This window comes from Streptomyces sp. Act143 (assembly GCF_003143935.1).
GTDB lineage: Bacteria > Actinomycetota > Actinomycetes > Streptomycetales > Streptomycetaceae > Streptomyces.
Map to the genome: position 1 here is coordinate 9,162,525 of NZ_QFRX01000001.1, position 14,783 is coordinate 9,177,307.

General features: G+C 73.5%; 10 protein-coding genes and 1 pseudogene. 4 read left to right on the forward strand and 7 right to left on the reverse strand.

What is annotated here, in order from left to right:
* Window positions 1-5: 5 nt before the first annotated feature.
* Complete coding sequence (locus tag DI272_RS41895; protein WP_109500376.1) at window positions 6-497, reverse strand: Lrp/AsnC family transcriptional regulator; 492 nt, start codon at window positions 495-497, stop codon at window positions 6-8.
* Between the two features lie 60 nt (window positions 498-557).
* Here DI272_RS41895 and DI272_RS41900 point away from each other — a divergent pair, with 60 nt between their 5' ends.
* Complete coding sequence (locus tag DI272_RS41900; RefSeq protein ID WP_109501316.1) at window positions 558-1,760, forward strand: PLP-dependent aspartate aminotransferase family protein; 1,203 nt, start codon at window positions 558-560, stop codon at window positions 1,758-1,760.
* A gap of 45 nt (window positions 1,761-1,805) precedes the next feature.
* Here the strand turns inward: DI272_RS41900 and DI272_RS41905 are convergent, their stop codons facing one another.
* The 5 genes from DI272_RS41905 to DI272_RS41925 all read right to left on the reverse strand — a co-directional run bounded on the left by DI272_RS41905 (window position 1,806) and on the right by DI272_RS41925 (window position 10,669).
* On the reverse strand, window positions 1,806-3,200 hold the full coding sequence (locus DI272_RS41905; protein ID WP_109500377.1) for a GNAT family N-acetyltransferase: 1,395 nt from the start codon (window positions 3,198-3,200) through the stop codon (window positions 1,806-1,808).
* A gap of 111 nt (window positions 3,201-3,311) precedes the next feature.
* Window positions 3,312-5,954, reverse strand: a complete 2,643-nt coding sequence (locus DI272_RS41910; RefSeq protein WP_109500378.1) for a DUF6493 family protein — start codon at window positions 5,952-5,954, stop codon at window positions 3,312-3,314.
* Window positions 5,951-7,348: an SWIM zinc finger family protein gene (locus DI272_RS41915; RefSeq protein WP_109500379.1), complete on the reverse strand. Its 1,398-nt coding sequence runs from the start codon at window positions 7,346-7,348 to the stop codon at window positions 5,951-5,953. The genes DI272_RS41910 and DI272_RS41915 overlap by 4 nt, the downstream gene beginning before the upstream one ends.
* Before the next feature lie 189 nt (window positions 7,349-7,537).
* On the reverse strand, window positions 7,538-9,124 hold the full coding sequence (locus DI272_RS41920) for an alkaline phosphatase (protein ID WP_109500380.1): 1,587 nt from the start codon (window positions 9,122-9,124) through the stop codon (window positions 7,538-7,540).
* A 165-nt stretch (window positions 9,125-9,289) separates the two neighbouring features.
* A complete protein-coding gene (locus tag DI272_RS41925; protein WP_258314831.1) occupies window positions 9,290-10,669 on the reverse strand; it encodes a PLP-dependent aminotransferase family protein in 1,380 nt (459 codons plus the stop codon).
* 356 nt (window positions 10,670-11,025) lie between these two features.
* Here DI272_RS41925 and DI272_RS41930 point away from each other — a divergent pair.
* A pseudogene (locus tag DI272_RS41930) lies at window positions 11,026-11,811 on the forward strand (DMT family transporter); the annotation flags it as partial.
* A 93-nt stretch (window positions 11,812-11,904) separates the two neighbouring features.
* Here the strand turns inward: DI272_RS41930 and DI272_RS41935 are convergent.
* Window positions 11,905-12,735: an alpha/beta fold hydrolase gene (locus DI272_RS41935; RefSeq protein ID WP_109500382.1), complete on the reverse strand. Its 831-nt coding sequence runs from the start codon at window positions 12,733-12,735 to the stop codon at window positions 11,905-11,907.
* Between the two features lie 141 nt (window positions 12,736-12,876).
* On the opposite strand from DI272_RS41935, the gene DI272_RS41940 reads away from it, so the two are divergent.
* The gene (locus tag DI272_RS41940) at window positions 12,877-13,758 is read left to right on the forward strand and encodes an RNA polymerase sigma-70 factor (RefSeq protein ID WP_109500383.1); all 882 of its coding nucleotides are present in this window, start codon (window positions 12,877-12,879) and stop codon (window positions 13,756-13,758) included.
* 242 nt (window positions 13,759-14,000) lie between these two features.
* Window positions 14,001-14,762 (forward strand): GntR family transcriptional regulator, encoded by a 762-nt coding sequence (locus tag DI272_RS41945; RefSeq protein ID WP_109500384.1) that lies wholly within the window; start codon window positions 14,001-14,003, stop codon window positions 14,760-14,762.
* Window positions 14,763-14,783 lie beyond the last annotated feature (21 nt).

Below are 14,783 nucleotides of genomic sequence, written 5' to 3' on the forward strand. Positions count from 1 at the left end.
GCACGTCACCCGGATTGAGCCGAGGGCGTAGGCGGGAGCAGGGGCCCGCAGTCCCACTGCTGGAAGATCAACCGGGTCTCGACCCGGGCCACTTCGCGATGGGCCGTGAACTCGTCGAGGACCAGCCGCTGCAGATCCGTCATGTCCGCGACCGCGACATGGACGAGATAGTCGTCGGGACCGGTCAGGTGAAAGACGGTGCGCGACTCCGGCAGCGCCCTGATCCGCTCCACGAACGGGCCCACCAACTCCCGCCGATGTGGCCTGACCTGCACCGACAGCAGTGCCTGAAGGCCGCGCCCGAGCTTCGCCGGGTCCAGCCGCAACTGATGGCCGAGGATCACGCCGGCCCGCCGCAGCCGGGTCACCCGGTCCAGACAGGTCGACGCCGCGACCCCCACCTGGGCGGCGAGATCGCGGTAGGTGGTCCGGGCGTCGTTCTGCAACAGCCGCAGAAGATGGAGGTCCACCGGATCCAGTACGACAGATTCGGCCATGGCCCGAACGTAACACGGCCCCCGGCCCTGGATGCCCGGCCGGTGTTCACCCTTTCCCGCATGGAGACGACGCCTGAGCCCACGAGAGCCCTGGCCACCGAGGCCGTCCACGCCGGCCGCGACGACCTCGCCCGGCAGGGACTGCACGCCCCGCCCATCGACCTGTCGACCACCTACCCCTCGTACGACAGCCGCGGCGAGGCCGCCCGCATCGACGCCTTCGCCGCCACCGGCGCCGACCCCGACGGCCCGCCCGTCTACGGGCGCCTCGGCAATCCGACCGTCGCCCGCTTCGAGACCGCCCTGGCCCGACTGGAGGGCACCGAGGCCGCGGTCGCCTTCGCCAGCGGCATGGCCGCGCTGAGCGCGGTCCTTCTGGTACGGGGAGCGATGGGCCTGCGCCATGTGGTCGCCGTCCGCCCCCTGTACGGCTGCAGCGACCACCTCCTGACCGCCGGCCTCCTCGGCTCCGAGGTGACCTGGACGGACCCGGCCGGCATCGCCGACGCCCTGCGCCCCGACACCGGGCTGGTCATGGTCGAGTCCCCGGCGAATCCGACGCTCGCCGAGGTGGACCTGCGTGCGGTCGCCCACGCCTGCGGCACGGTGCCGCTGCTCGCCGACAACACCTTCGCCACGCCCGTGCTCCAGCGCCCCGCCGAGCAGGGGGCCCGGCTGGTGCTGCACAGCGCCACCAAATACCTCGGCGGCCACGGCGACGTGATGGCGGGCGTCGTGGCCTGTGACGAGGAGTTCGCCGGCCGGCTGCGCCAGGTCCGCTTCGCCACCGGCGGCGTGCTCCACCCGCTGGCCGGCTATCTCCTCCTGCGCGGTCTGTCGACGCTGCCGGTCCGCGTCCACGCGGCCTCCGCGACCGCCGCCGAACTGGCCCGCCGCCTCGCCGCCGACCCGCGCGTCGCCCGCGTCCACTACCCGCGCATCGGCGGCGCGATGATCGCCTTCGAGGTGCACGGCGACCCGCACGAGGTGATCGCGAGCGTCCGCCTGATCACCCCGGCGGTGAGCCTCGGCAGCGTCGACACCCTGATCCAGCATCCGGCGTCCATCAGCCATCGCATCGTGGATGCGGACGACCGACGGAACGCCGGGGTGAGCGAGGGCCTGCTGCGGATGTCGGTGGGCCTGGAGGACGTGGAGGATCTGTGGGCGGATCTTGAGGGCGCGCTCGGGGGCATGCCCCTCAGGGGCGCGGGGAACCGCGCGACCAGCCAGAGCTCACCCGCGCCCGCCTTCCAGCCCTAGGGCGTGCCAGGCGTCGGGCGGCAGACGGCATTCTCGCGACACGCCCTAGTCCCCCCGGCGCTCGGGCGATCCCGCGCTCACCTGCTCCACCACATCCTGCGGAGCCAGCCGCGCGGTGATGACCAGGGTCCCCTCCTCGATCTGGTAGTCGAGGGGGAGGCCCAGCCCGCGCATGGCCGCCACCATCCCGGTGTTGGACGACTGCGTCACCGCATAGACGCTCTCGCACCGGGCCTCCACGGCCATCCCCACCAGCCTGCGCAGCAGCTCCGCCCCGACACCGCGCCCCTGCCACTCGTCCTCGACGAGGAGTGCCACCTCGGTCTCGTCCCCGTCCCACAGGAGGTGGCCGAGTCCGACCAGCCGACCCGACGCGGTCTGAACGGCCAGGGTCCGCCCGAACCGCGGGCTGAGCAGGTGGTTGAGGTACCGGTCGGCGTCACCGACCGGCCCGTGATAGCGCAACGACAGGGTCCGCGGACTGCACCGCTCGTGCATCGCCTTCGCGGCCTCCAGGTCGCCGGTGTCCGCCCGGCGCACCGTGATGTCGTTCCCCTCGGGCAGTGTCAGCACGTCCTGGCTGCGCGGCACCCGCGGTCCCAGGACCGTGTCCAGCTCCACGAGGGCCCGCGCCCGGGCGAACTCGGTCGGGGTGAACGGCAGATACGGCCGCTCCACGGTGATCACTCCGCCTTCCGGTGCCCGCAGCCTCATCACGGTGTCCTCCAGCACCCCTTCCACGGGCACGCTCTGCGGACCACGTCCCCCTCCGGCAGGCGTGCCGGGCAGCGACCTGATGGTGCACCGCCCCAGCAACTGCCGGAGGGCCAGCGGAAGTTCCGCCGCGTCCAAAGCGGTCCGCGCGGCGAGGCCGAGCACCCGTGTCGGCGCGTCGACCAGGTCGTGGGCGTCGGCCCGCTCGATCCACGTGCCGGCACCGCCGGCCTGCGCGACGGCCCGGGTGATCTCCGCGGCCGACAGCTCACCGGGGCCCCGCAGCAGGAACTCGTCCACCGTGCCCTCGGCCAGCGGATGCGTCTGGAGGCTGAGAATGTCGACCCGGTGTCCGGCCAGCGCCGTGCACAGCGCGGCCAGCGATCCCGGCTCGTCCTTCACTGTCGTCCGCATCCGCCACAACACGCTCTCCCCGGTGTCGGCGGACGGCCCGGCCTGCGCCTGCGAGGAGGTCGGCCGGGCACCGGTATCGCTCACCGGCGGCGCATGACCATGGCGGCGTGCCCACCATGTGTGGAACGCCGCCGTGGCGACCAGCACGACCGCCGACACCAGCAGCAGCTCCGGGCCGTCGGGCCCGTGCCCGATCACATTGGCGACGGCGTCCGCCACCGCGACGGCCGTGAACAGCGCGGCCAGTTCGATGACGTCCCGGCGCCAGTGGTGGACCGGACGGCCGTGCTTCGCACGCGTCACATCAGACATTTCTCGACTCATGCAGCCACTGTGAAGGAACGGTGTTGCGTGATCACGAACGGTTTGTGACCGGGCGGTAAAGACAAAATCTGGGTTTTTGCCGGTTTCCTTACGTCCATGTCACGCTGCCGCCTCCTCGGTCAACGCCCCGTGCAGCCGCCGCGCCTGCGTCACCAGCCGGGACGAACCGCGCCGGGCCGCCGCGCCGGCCAGATGCGGCAGTTCACCCCGCGCCCCGGACCGCTCGGCGCACTCCGCGGCCACCGCCAGCAGTTCCCCGAGTCCCCGGCTCCTGGCGGCCTGCCCGTCCGGCCCGCCGGTCGCGAGGTCGTCGAGCAGCGGCGGCAGGGTGTGACGCAGCAGCCCCCAGATGGTGGCGTTCGCCCCCGTCGACGCCGCCGTGCGCAGCGCGTCGGCCAGCCGCAGCGGCTTCACCGCCCCGCCCCGGACCAACGTCCCCAGGTCCGCGCCCAGCAGCTCCGTATCGAGCTGCCCCCGCGCGGCGAGCACCAGCAGCGCGTCCACCGCGGCGAGCCGGTCCTCCTCATGGCGGGCGCCGAGTCCGTACGCCACGCACAGGTGAACGGCGTCGCCCGCCTCGCCGCCGGACTCGGCGAGCAGCGGCAGCACGGCCGCGGCACCGCGTGTGTCCTCGACGGCGACCGTGGACAGGTCGCGGAGTATCCGGGCCGCGACGAGTTCCCGGCGCTCGGGGAGCAGGGCGAGCCAGTGCGGACGTATCGAGTCGTCCCAGTGGTAGCAGTGCCAGCGGTCGCGATAGACGCTCACCGGCCGTCCCAGGGGCCGGAACTCACGCGGGAAGTCGTCCTGCAACTCCTCGATCTGATCGAACTCGACCAGGATGCGGGCGTGGGGCGTACGCCGCCAACCGACCGGGAGCTGCGGGCCACCGGAGGCGAGCCAATCGGCGAGCCTGGTGCCTTCCGCGGTGCCGAGGGCCGCCGCGCGCTCCGCGGCCGAGGCCGCCGCCGTCCGGTCCCCGCGCCGCACCCGCAGCAGCGCCTGCGCGAAGTCCGCGTCCGAGGGGCGGGCCCCCAGCCGCCGGTAACCGTCGAGTCGCTCCACCAGCTCGTCGGGCTCCAGCAGACCCGTGCTCCAGGTCGGGGTGGACAGCAGGAACGGCAGCGGGTCGGTCCGCACCCGGTACGCCACTTCGGAGATCCGCGCCCGAAAGGCCCGGTCGAGGGCGCTGTGCACACAAGTCTGTCCCGGCGTCCCCTGGACGACGGCCGCGTGGAGCGCCGCCGTCCGGACCTTGCCCAGCAGCGTGGCGAGGACGAGGTGGAGGGGCGGGTAGTTGCTGAAATACGTGCTCTCCCGGACCTGTTCGACGTCGGCGGTGGCCCACCACAGCCGTGCCACGACCGGGCCGAGGGCCTCGACCAGACCCTCCCGGTCGGCGTGGGCATGGCGCACCAGCCCGTCCAGGGTGCGCTCGAACGCCGCCACGTCACCGCCGGACACCAGCAGCGCCCCGACCTCCTCGGCGAGTTCGGCCACCGACTCGGGAGCGGGCGCCAGCCGCACCGGCTCCGGCGCCGGTGGCAGCACCTCCTCGTACACCACCGGTTCCAGGACTACCGGGGCCGCGTCCAGCGAGACGAACGCCCTGGTGCGCAGGGTGGGAATCAACTGCTGTGCGGCCAGAGCGAGTTCGCGGCGTGCCTCGGTACCCGCCTTCTTCATGTGCCGTTCCACCAGCTTCAGGGCCCGCTCCTGGACGTCCGAGTCCTCGTGCCCGAACGCCTGCGCGGCGGCGGGAAGCAACTCGTCGGCGGTGGCGGCGTCGCGCGTCACGGCCTTGCCCAGCAGGACGAGCTGGGAGCGGACGAGCTTCTTCTCGGTGCGGAACAGCACCCCGCTCGACATCTCGGCCAGCAGGCGCGCGGACAACTCGCCGTCCAGAGCGAGGCGGCCCAGCACCGACTGCGCGTGCGCGGCCACCACCGAGGGGGCGTCCGCGGCCAGCGCCAGCCACTCCGCCGTACGCGCCCGCTCCTCGTCGCGGGTGAGGTCGAGGGCCTTGAGAAGACGCAGGAAGCCCCGGTGATCGGCGGTCGATCCGCCACGCAACAGCCGCGCCACGCACGCGTGGACCGTCACCCCGCGCTCCAGCGCACCCTCGGCGGTGAGCTGCGCCAGCGCGCCGGTCCAGCTGTCGGGGCCGTCCTCGGCGGGCCACTGGAGGGTGCCGCCGACGTCGTCCGTCTCGAACAGCGCGGCCACGAGCTCCGGCAGGTGCGGGTCCTTGCGCAGCCGGGCGAGCATCGTGTCGCCGCGCTGCCAGACGCTGCCCATGTGCCGCATCCAGCCCTCCACATAGGCCTGCGTCGTGGGGACCTGGCAGGCCGAGAGCCGGACCAGCCCCGCCATCAGCTCGTACGGCACCCGCGCACTCGGCGGGCGCTGGGCGAGCCGGTGCACCACATCGGCGAGCCAGTCGGGTTCGCGATCCGCCAGGACGTCGATCAGCACCGCCGGGGGCGCCTGCCACCAGCGCATGTCGGCGGCCGCCAGCCAGTTCGCGACCGCGGCCGCACCGGTCTGGCAGGCCGCCCCGGCCACCTGGAGCGCCGGGTAGGCGCGCCGGGCCTGCCCGCCCCAGCGATCGGCCCTGAGCTCCTTGCGCAGCTCCCTCACCTCGGGGAAGACCGCCCTCCGCTCGGCGTCCGTCATCCCGTCCAGCAGGCCCGGCAGCTCACTGGTCCGCCCCGCTCGCACCGCGTCCATCAGCGCGTTCATCGCGCACCCCCGTCGACTCGCACCGTCTCCCGCTGCACCGCGGCGCCCCGCCGCACCATCCGCACCGCCAGCGCGTGCTTGCACGGACCGCGCCCGCCCCGGTACTTCGCCCACCACACGCAGCTGCACGTCAGCACGCCCGCTGTGTCCCGCACCCGGTGCACATGGCCGTCCTCCGCCGTCACCGTGCCCCCGGCGCCGTCCAGCGCGACCGCGCCCGCCGCCACCAGCGCCCGGGCCGAGCGCAGCCGGGGGTTGTGGCGCTCGACGCGCTCGCCGTCGTACGGCAGCTCGCGGTGGAAGTAGGCCGCCTCCGCCGTGTCGTACCCGACCCGGCCCGAGGTGCCCAGGCGCACCAGGGCGCCGCGGACCCGCTCGGGCGTCAGACCCGCCGCCGCGGCGAGGTCGGCGACGTCGACGCGGGGCTCCCAGGCCAGCAGCACCGAGATCAGCTCCGCGTCCTCGGCGGCCTCGTCGGTGGCGAGCGCGTCCAGGACACCGCCTTCGCCGGAGAAGCCGCGCGCGGCGTCCGGAGAGAGCGTGAGCGTGAGCCGCATGCCCGGCAGGACGGCCTCCCAGGCGCCGGCCGTCGCGCCGGTACCCGACGCCACCGCGGGGCCGTACACCCGCAGGGCGGTCGCGTACCGGAGCACCCGCTGCAAAGCGATCAGCCGCTCCGGGCCGGGCAGGCACACGGCGCCCGGCACCGCGCGCGTCGTGGGACGCAGCCCGCCGCCCGCCGGCACCACCCAGCGGGGGCCGCTCCGCGCACTTCCGCGCGGCAGGGAGCGCAGGAACCGCACTGCCTCGGCGGCGGACAGCTCGGCCCGCAGGTCGAAGCCCGCCGCGATCACCTGCGCCTCCGCGAACCCCCGGAGCCAGCGGTCGGGGAGCGGCACCTTCTTCTCCACGACCGGACCGTCCAGCGTGGTCACGGCCAACTCCTCCGGTCCGACCCGCAGATAGAGCGGATCGTCCGCACCGATCCGTGACAGGGCCTCGCGCAGGGGGTTGTTCACGTCGACGTTGGTGGTGCCGTGCCCCACCGCGCCGCCGTCGAGGCCCGCCTCCAGGACGTCCAGCCGGGCGTACACCCCGCCGCAGCCCGAGAAGGACTCGAAGCGCAGCCGGTCGCCGTTGCCCGTCACCACCGGATCGAGCGAGGCGCGCAGCTGCCGCTGGTAGTAGCGGGCCGCCGCCACGTCCGCGACCGCGAGCAGGCCTGCGGACGCCACCTGAGGGGACGTCAGGAAGCCCGAGAAGAACCGAGGATGGTCGGTCACGCCCGACGGCGTCGCACCCCGTGAGGTCTCCAGTCCCAGGCGCTGTCCTCCCGGCACGGACTCCAGCGCGGAGGGTCGGCGATAGGCCACGGCCTGCAAAGATCGCGTCATGGAAAAACCGTAGAGGCGACCACTGACAATCGGCCCTGACCTGCGAGGACGCACGGGGAAGGGGCCCAGCGGGACGCCCCGCGGGAGACCCTGCGAAAACGCCCTGCGAAAAGGGCAGTTCACAGGCCGCGTACCGGGGGATGACGCCGGTACGCGGCCCGCCGTCGAGGGTACGGGAGCCGACGGGGGTTACTGGCCCACTCGGCCCGGCTGGAGCGTCTGCGTGAACAGCACGGTGCCGTCCTGTTCGCGCAGCCGGACCGTCAGCTCGCCGCTGTCGCCGTCGATGTCGACCTCGCCGAAGAACTGGTAGCCACCGGCCGGGGAGACGTTCGAGGCGGTCGGTGCCTTCACGAACACCCGCTCCGGGCCGAAGGTGTTGTCGAGCGTGCTCGCCGGGAAGGCACCCGCGTTCAGGGGACCCGAAACGAACTCCCAGAACGGCTCGAAGTCCGTGAAGGCGGCCCGTGACGGCTGGTAGTGCTGCGCGGAGGTGTGGTGCACGTCGGCCGTCAGCCACATCGTGCCGGTGATCCGCCGGTGCTTGATGTGCCGCAGCAGCTCGGCGATCTGGAGCTCACGCCCGAGCGGCGCGCCCGGGTCGCCCTGGGCCACCGCCTCGATGTTGGCCTTGCCCTCGGTGGTGTCCGGCACGACCAGCCCCAGCGGCATGTCGGAGGCGATCACCTTCCACACCGCACGCGACCGCGACAACTCCCGCTTCAGCCACTCCAACTGCTCGCGGCCGAGGATGCCCTGCGGGTCCGCGGTCTGGTCACCGGCCGAGTTGGCGTTGCGGTACGTCCGCATGTCCAGCACGAACACGTCCAGCAGCGGCCCCTGCCGCAGCACCCGGTACACCCGGCCCTCCCGGGCACCCGTCGGCAGCGTGGAGACCGGGAAATACTCCCCGAACGCCCGCCGGGCCCGCGCCGCCAGCACGTCGACGCTCTTCTCCGTGTACCGCGTGTCCGTGCTCGCGATCACCTCGCCGGGGTACCAGTTGTTGCGCACCTCGTGGTCGTCCCACTGGATGATCGACGGCACCTGCGCGTTGAAGCGCCGCAGGTTCTCGTCGAGCAGGTTGTAGCGGAAGTTGCCGCGGAACTCGGCCAGCGTCTCCGCGACCTTCGACTTCTCCTCGGTCGTGACGTTCCGCCAGACGCTGCCGTCGGGCAGCGCGGCCGTCGCCGAGATCGGGCCGTCGGCGTAGATGTTGTCGCCGCTGCACAGGAAGAAGTCGGGGTCGAGCGCGGCCATCGCGTTGTAGATCGTGAAGCCGCCGAAGTCCGGGTTGATGCCCCAGCCCTGACCCGCCAGGTCGCCCGACCACAGGAAGCGCACGCCGTCCCGGCGCCCGGCCGGCGCCGTGCGGAAGGTGCCGGTGACCGGCTCGCCGGTACGGCGCGGGTCGTCCGGGTCGGCGAGCAGCACCCGGTAGTGGATCTGCTCGCCCGCCGGGAGGCCGTGCAGCCGGGTGGTGCCGGTGAAGTCCGTGCCGGCGCCGAGCAGCGGGCCGTACCAGCGGTGGGCATTGCGGAACGACTCGGTCGCCGACGTCTCGACGATCATCCGCGCGGGACGGTCGGACCGCACCCACACCAGCCCGGAGTGCGCGGTCACGTCTCCCGTCTGCACACCCCACCCCGCCTCGGGGCGCCCGGACAGGGCGAACGCCGGTGCCGCGCCGACCGCGCCGGGCAGGGCCAGGGCCGCCGACGCGACCAGGGAGCCGCGCAGCACGCTGCGGCGGCCGGGGAACGGACGATGTGACATGGATGCGCCTCCAGGGACGGGATCCGGCCAGTGTGCGATGCCATGACTACTGGTGCGCCGCAGCGCACACGGAAACCACAAGTGAACAACTGACCGCATTCGCAAGGGAACCGCCGTTCGGGACACGGGACGCGCGCGTGTCCGGTCCTCGGCGCCGGGCGGTCGTCAGGAGCCCGCGCCGGCCATCAGCCGTATGCCCTCACGGATGCGTGCGGGGGAGAGGTGCGCGTAACCGATCACCAGCCGCACCTCCGCGGAGTCGCCGGCGCGCAGGTGCATGCACGCCGACAGGGGGCGCACGGTCACCCCGGCCGCCGCCACCCGGGCGAGGAAGCGCTCTTCGGGTCCGTACCGCTGCGGCAGCGTGGCGATGACGTGCAGTCCGGCGGCGATCCCGGACACCCGCGAGCCGGGGAAGTGCTCCGCCAGCGCGGCCACCAGCGTGTCGCGCCGCTCGCGGTAGGCGTGCTGGCAGCGGCGCAGTTGCCGGTCGTAGTCGCCGCGCTCCACGAACCGGGTGAAGGCCGCCTGGTCGAGGGTGGGGTGGCCGAGGTCCATGGTCCGCTTGCGCTCGATCACCTCGTCGGCGAGCGACTCCGGTACGAGCAGCCAGCCGAGCCGCAGCCCCGGGGCGAGGGACTTGCTGACCGAGCCCGCGTAGGCCACCCGCTCCGGGTCGAGCCCCTGGAGCGCGCCGACGGGGGCGCGGTCGTAGCGGAAGTCGCCGTCGTAGTCGTCCTCCAGGAGGTACCCGTCCACGGACCGTGCCCAGTCGAGCAGTTCGGCCCGGCGCCGCGCGGAGCAGGCGATGCCGGTGGGGTACTGGTGGGCGGGCGTCGTCACGACCGCGCGGACGCCCGACGCCCGCAGCGGCTCCAGCGCGAGCCCTTCCCCGTCCAGCGGTACGGGTACCGGGGTGACGCCGGCGGCCGCGTACAGGTCGTCGTGCTGGGGGCTGCCCGGATCCTCCACGCCCACCGTGCGCAACCCGCGCGCGTGGAGCGCGAAGCCGAGCAGGGTCGTCGCCTGGGCCACCCCGGAGACCACCACGATCCGTTCCGGATCGGCGACCACGCCCCGGCGGCGCACGAGCAGTTCGGCCAGCGCGGTGCGCAGCCGGGGCAGGCCGCGCGGGTCGGGATAGCCGAGCTCGTGGTGCGGCAGCTCCGCCAGCACCGCGCGCTGTGCCGCGGCCCAGGCGGTCCTGGGGAACAGCGACAGGTCCGGGCTCCCCGGCACGAAGTCGGCCCGGGCACCGGGCGGACGGGGTGCGAGGTCACGCGCGCGTGGCGGGGCGGCCCGTACGGCACCGCCCACCCAGGTACCCGCGCCCCGGCCGCTGCGCAGATACCCCTCCGCCGTCAACTGCTCGTACGCCTCGGTGATCAGACCCCGTGAGACCCCGAGGTCGGCCGCGAGATCCCGGCTCGACGGCAGCCGGGTCCCGGCTGCGAGCCGTCCCGACCGCACGGCCTCCCGCAGCGCCGCCTGCAACGACCGCCCACGCGCGCGTGCGGGCGCGGAAACAGCCGGAAGCAACAGCACCTCCCAGGCAACCGAGCCACCGGGTCCCTGCGATCCCGACTCCTGCGCCGGGTCATCTGCTCTTCCCGGGGTCGTCACCGGCCCCGGGTCATCTGCTTCTCCCGATTCCGGCACCCGCGCCGAGCCGCCAGGTCCTCCCAAGCCCGACACCGGCCCCGGGTCATCTGCTTCTCCCGATTCCGGCACCCGCGCCGAGCCGCCAGGTCCTCCCAAGCCCGACACCCGCACCGAGTCACCACGTCCCCCCGAGCCCGACACCCGCACCCGCCCTCCCCGTCACCGATCCCGATTGGTCCCCGATCATGTCCCGTCAATGGACCTTAAACCGGACCGCCCCCCTTCCTAGCGTCACTCTCATGAACGCCACCACCCGCGGAACCCTGCTCGCCGCATTCGCGTGCGTCCTCGTCGGCGCGTCCTTCACGGCCAACAGCAAGCTCGGCGACTACCCGTACGCGGGCGGCCAGTTCCTCCGCTACGGGCTGGCCTGTCTGCTGCTCCTGCCCCTCGCCGGCCGGGGTGCCTCGATCCGGCTGCGGGCGCTGGGGCCGCGCTCATGGGGCCGCCTCGCGCTCCTCGCGGCCATCGGCATGGTCGGCTTCAACATGGCCGTCATCGCCGCCGAGCGGACCGCGGAACCCGCCGTTCCCGGCGTCTTCGTGGGCTGCGCCCCTGTCGTGGTGGCCGTCGTCGTCCCGGCGCTCGACGGGCGTCGGCCGCAACGTACCGTCCTGTACGGGGCGTTGCTCGTGGCCGTCGGGGCCTTCGCCGTCCAGGGCTGGGGGCGTACGGACGGGGTCGGCCTCGCCTTCTCCGTGTGCGCGCTCGCCGGCGAGGTCGGCTTCGCGGTGCTCGCCGTGCCCGTGCTGCGTCCCCTGGGCCCGCGGCTGCTGTCCGCCACGGTGTGCGGCGTCGCCGCGGCCGAGTCCCTGGCGGCGGGGCTCCTCCTGGACGGCACCGCGTGGCTGCGCCGGCCCGGCGGCACCGAGGCCGCCGCGCTGCTGTGGCAGGCGGCCGTCGTCACGGTCGTCGGCTTCGTCTGCTGGTACATGGGCATGCAGCGGATCGGCGCGGAGCGCGCCACGCTCTTCTCCGGTCTCATCCCGGTCGCCGCCGCCTGCACCGCCCCGCTCGTCGGCACCGGGGCGTACGGCGCCGCCCAGGCCGTGGGCAGTGGCCTGGTCGGCGCCGGGGTCGCCCTCGGATCGGGTGCGTTCGCGAGGAACCGGAAGACCTCAGCGGCTGCCGTCGAGGATCACGCGCGCGACGAGCGCCGGGTCGTCGTTCATCGGGCAGTGGCCGCATCCGGGCAGCCGCACGAGGCGGGCCTTGGGGATGACGTGCTTGGCGCGGACCCCTTGGCGGCGCAGCAGGATGCGGTCCTTGCTGCCCCAGGCCACGGTGACGGGGATACCGGGAATGTCGTCCGTGAACCGGACGGAGCCGCCCGCGCGGAGGGTCTCGGCGAAGCCCGTCGCGTTCACCAGCGCGAGCGTCTCGGCGACGACGGCCTCGGGTGAGCGGCGGCCCGGACGGGCGTAGATGGTGCTCGTCAGCGCGGTCCGGCCGGCCGCCGACCGGGACAGCCGCTCGACCACGGGCAGCGGCATCTGCTGGGCGATCCCCCGCATGGCGAGCAGCACGCTGAAGGCGTAGCGCCGCTCGGCCTCCGACCAGAATCCCGCGGGAGCCAGTGCGGTGACGGACCGCACGAGCTTCTCCCGGCCGAGTTCCAGGGCGAGCAGACCGCCGAGCGAGTTGCCCGCCACATGCGGCCTTTCCAGTTCCAGCTCCGCGCAGAGGGCGCGGAACACGGCGGTGGTGGTGGCCAGGTCGTACGAGAGTCCGTCCGGGAGCGCCGGGGAGGCGCCGAAGCCCGGCAGGTCCACGGCGATCACCTCGCGCTCGGTCGCCAGGATGTCCACGACCGGGTCCCATGCCTGCCGGTGGTGCCCTATGCCGTGCAGCAAGAGCAGCGGCTCACCGCTGCCCACGCGCGCGTAGTCGACCGTCACGGACCGCGGGCCGTGCGGGGAAGGGACGTTGACAGAGACGGTGGCGGTCATGGGGGTGTGCTCCTCGTCCGGGGTCGCTGGCGGATGGCGCGTAGACAGCTTGTCAGCAATTGCTACCGGCGGGTAGCCCCTGTGGCGCGGACCCCCCGATTCCGCCTGGACAGGGCGGGGTGCGTCGGATGGGATGGTGCCGTGAGCGCCGACACCGTGACCGACGTATTCGAAGAGCACCGCCCCGTGCTGATGGGAGTGGCCTACCGCATGCTGGGGCGGGTGGCCGACGCGGAGGACGTGGTCCAGGAGGCATGGTTCCGCTGGTCCGGAGCCGACCGGGACGGCGTGCGCGAGCCGCGCGGCTACCTCGTGCGGATCACGACCCGCCTCGCCATCGACCGGCTCCGCCGCATCAAGGCGCGCAACGAGGCCTACGTCGGCCCGTGGCTGCCGGAGCCGTACGTCACCGACTTCGGGGACGTCGTCCCCGACACCGCGGAGCGGTCTGTCCTCGCCGACTCGGTCTCCCTCGCCGTCCTGGTCGTCCTGGAGTCGCTCTCGCCGCTGGAACGCGCGGTGTTCGTGCTCAGGGAGGCCTTCGGATACCCGTACGCGGACATCGCCGCGATGCTGGAGCGGGAGGAACCCGCGGTGCGCCAGCTCGCCGGGCGGGCCCGCAAGCACGTCGAGGAACGCCGGCCCCGCTACGAGGTGGACCCCGTCCAGCGCCGGGAGCTCACCGAGCGCTTCCTGGCCGCCGCCGCGGAGGGCGACCTGGAGGGGCTCATGTCGATGCTGGCCCCCGACGTCCGCCTCGTCGGCGACAGCGGCGGCAAGTCGAAGGCCCCGCTGCGGATTCTCGAGACCGCGGACAATGTGGGCCGTTTCCTGGTGGGCGCCGGCCGCAAGGGCATCCCGGACCTGTCCTGGCGCTTCGTGGAGGTCAACGGCGGCCCCGCGGTGCTGGTCCTGTCCGGCGGCAAGCCCGACTCGGTCTTCCAGGTGGACATCGCCGACGGCGTGATCCAGTCGGTCTACGTCGTCCGCAACCCTGACAAGCTGCAATCGCTTTCCGCCTAGCGGCCCGCCGGTCGACAGCCCCCGTCCGGTGCGACGGGGGCTTTGCCGTCATGTCACGAACACCGCCGCGTGCGAACGCTCGATGAACGCCGCGCGCCCCCGTCCCTGTGAGTGCTCCGGGGGATCGAGGATTGGTCTTGACCAAGGGTGGGGGCCGCCCTATGGTCGCAGAGAAGTGCAACAACCTTTAATAAACAAGGGCGCTAAAACGCCGCCGGACCACGGCGATTGCGGAGGACAGGGTGGGGACCACGCAACTGGAATCGGTGCCGGAACCGAAGTACTGGCATCTGAAGACCGTGCTGAGTGAGGCACTGGACTCCGAGTTCTCCGTGGGCGAGATCCTGCCCAACGAACGCGACCTCGCCGCCCGCTTCGGCGTCGCCCGCGCCACACTCCGCCAGGCCCTCGAACAGCTCGAACTGGAAGGCCGTCTCCAGCGCCGCCGCGGCGTCGGTACGACGGTCGCGCCGCCGCGCGTGGGGGTCGCCGTCGGCACCGAGCAGCACGCCTGGCCGGGCACCGCCACCGACGCCTGGCAGCTCACCGACAGCGCGCTGGAGATCCCGCCGGCCGCCGTCGCCGCCGCGCTGGAGACCGGCCACGAGGAGCCCGTGCACATCGTGCGCCGCTCCCGGATGACACACGGCCAGCCCGTCGCCGCGGAACTGCTCTACGTCCCGCAGTCGTCGGTGCCCGACCTGTCGGCCATCGACGCCCCGTCCGGGACCGCACGCGCGCGTGCGGTGCTGCGCGAGTTGCAGCGCCTGGAGCTGGAGGGACAGGACAGCGCGGTCGAACTCGGCTCGGCCCGCGCGGACGACGCCAAGCAACTCGACCGGCTGCCGGGCGCACCCGTCCTCGTCGTCACCACCCGCTTCCTGGCGGGGGGCCGCACGGCCGCGCTGTCCGTCGCCACCTACCGTGCCGACACGTGCCGGCTGACCTTCGGCGACTCCGGCAGCGTGGAGATCCACCCGGGCCCGCAGCGCCAGGCGTCCTGACCGGCCGCGCCCGCCGTCGCG

Coding starts and splice junctions, on each gene's coding strand:
- DI272_RS41920 (WP_109500380.1), bottom strand. CDS start 9,124: ATGTCACATCGTCCGTTCCCCGGCCGCCGCAGCGTGCTGCGCGGCTCC.
- DI272_RS41905 (WP_109500377.1), bottom strand. CDS start 3,200: ATGTCTGATGTGACGCGTGCGAAGCACGGCCGTCCGGTCCACCACTGG.
- DI272_RS41915 (WP_109500379.1), bottom strand. CDS start 7,348: ATGACGCGATCTTTGCAGGCCGTGGCCTATCGCCGACCCTCCGCGCTG.
- DI272_RS41900 (WP_109501316.1), top strand. CDS start 558: ATGGAGACGACGCCTGAGCCCACGAGAGCCCTGGCCACCGAGGCCGTC.
- DI272_RS41895 (WP_109500376.1), bottom strand. CDS start 497: ATGGCCGAATCTGTCGTACTGGATCCGGTGGACCTCCATCTTCTGCGG.
- DI272_RS41935 (WP_109500382.1), bottom strand. CDS start 12,735: ATGACCGCCACCGTCTCTGTCAACGTCCCTTCCCCGCACGGCCCGCGG.
- DI272_RS41910 (WP_109500378.1), bottom strand. CDS start 5,954: ATGAACGCGCTGATGGACGCGGTGCGAGCGGGGCGGACCAGTGAGCTG.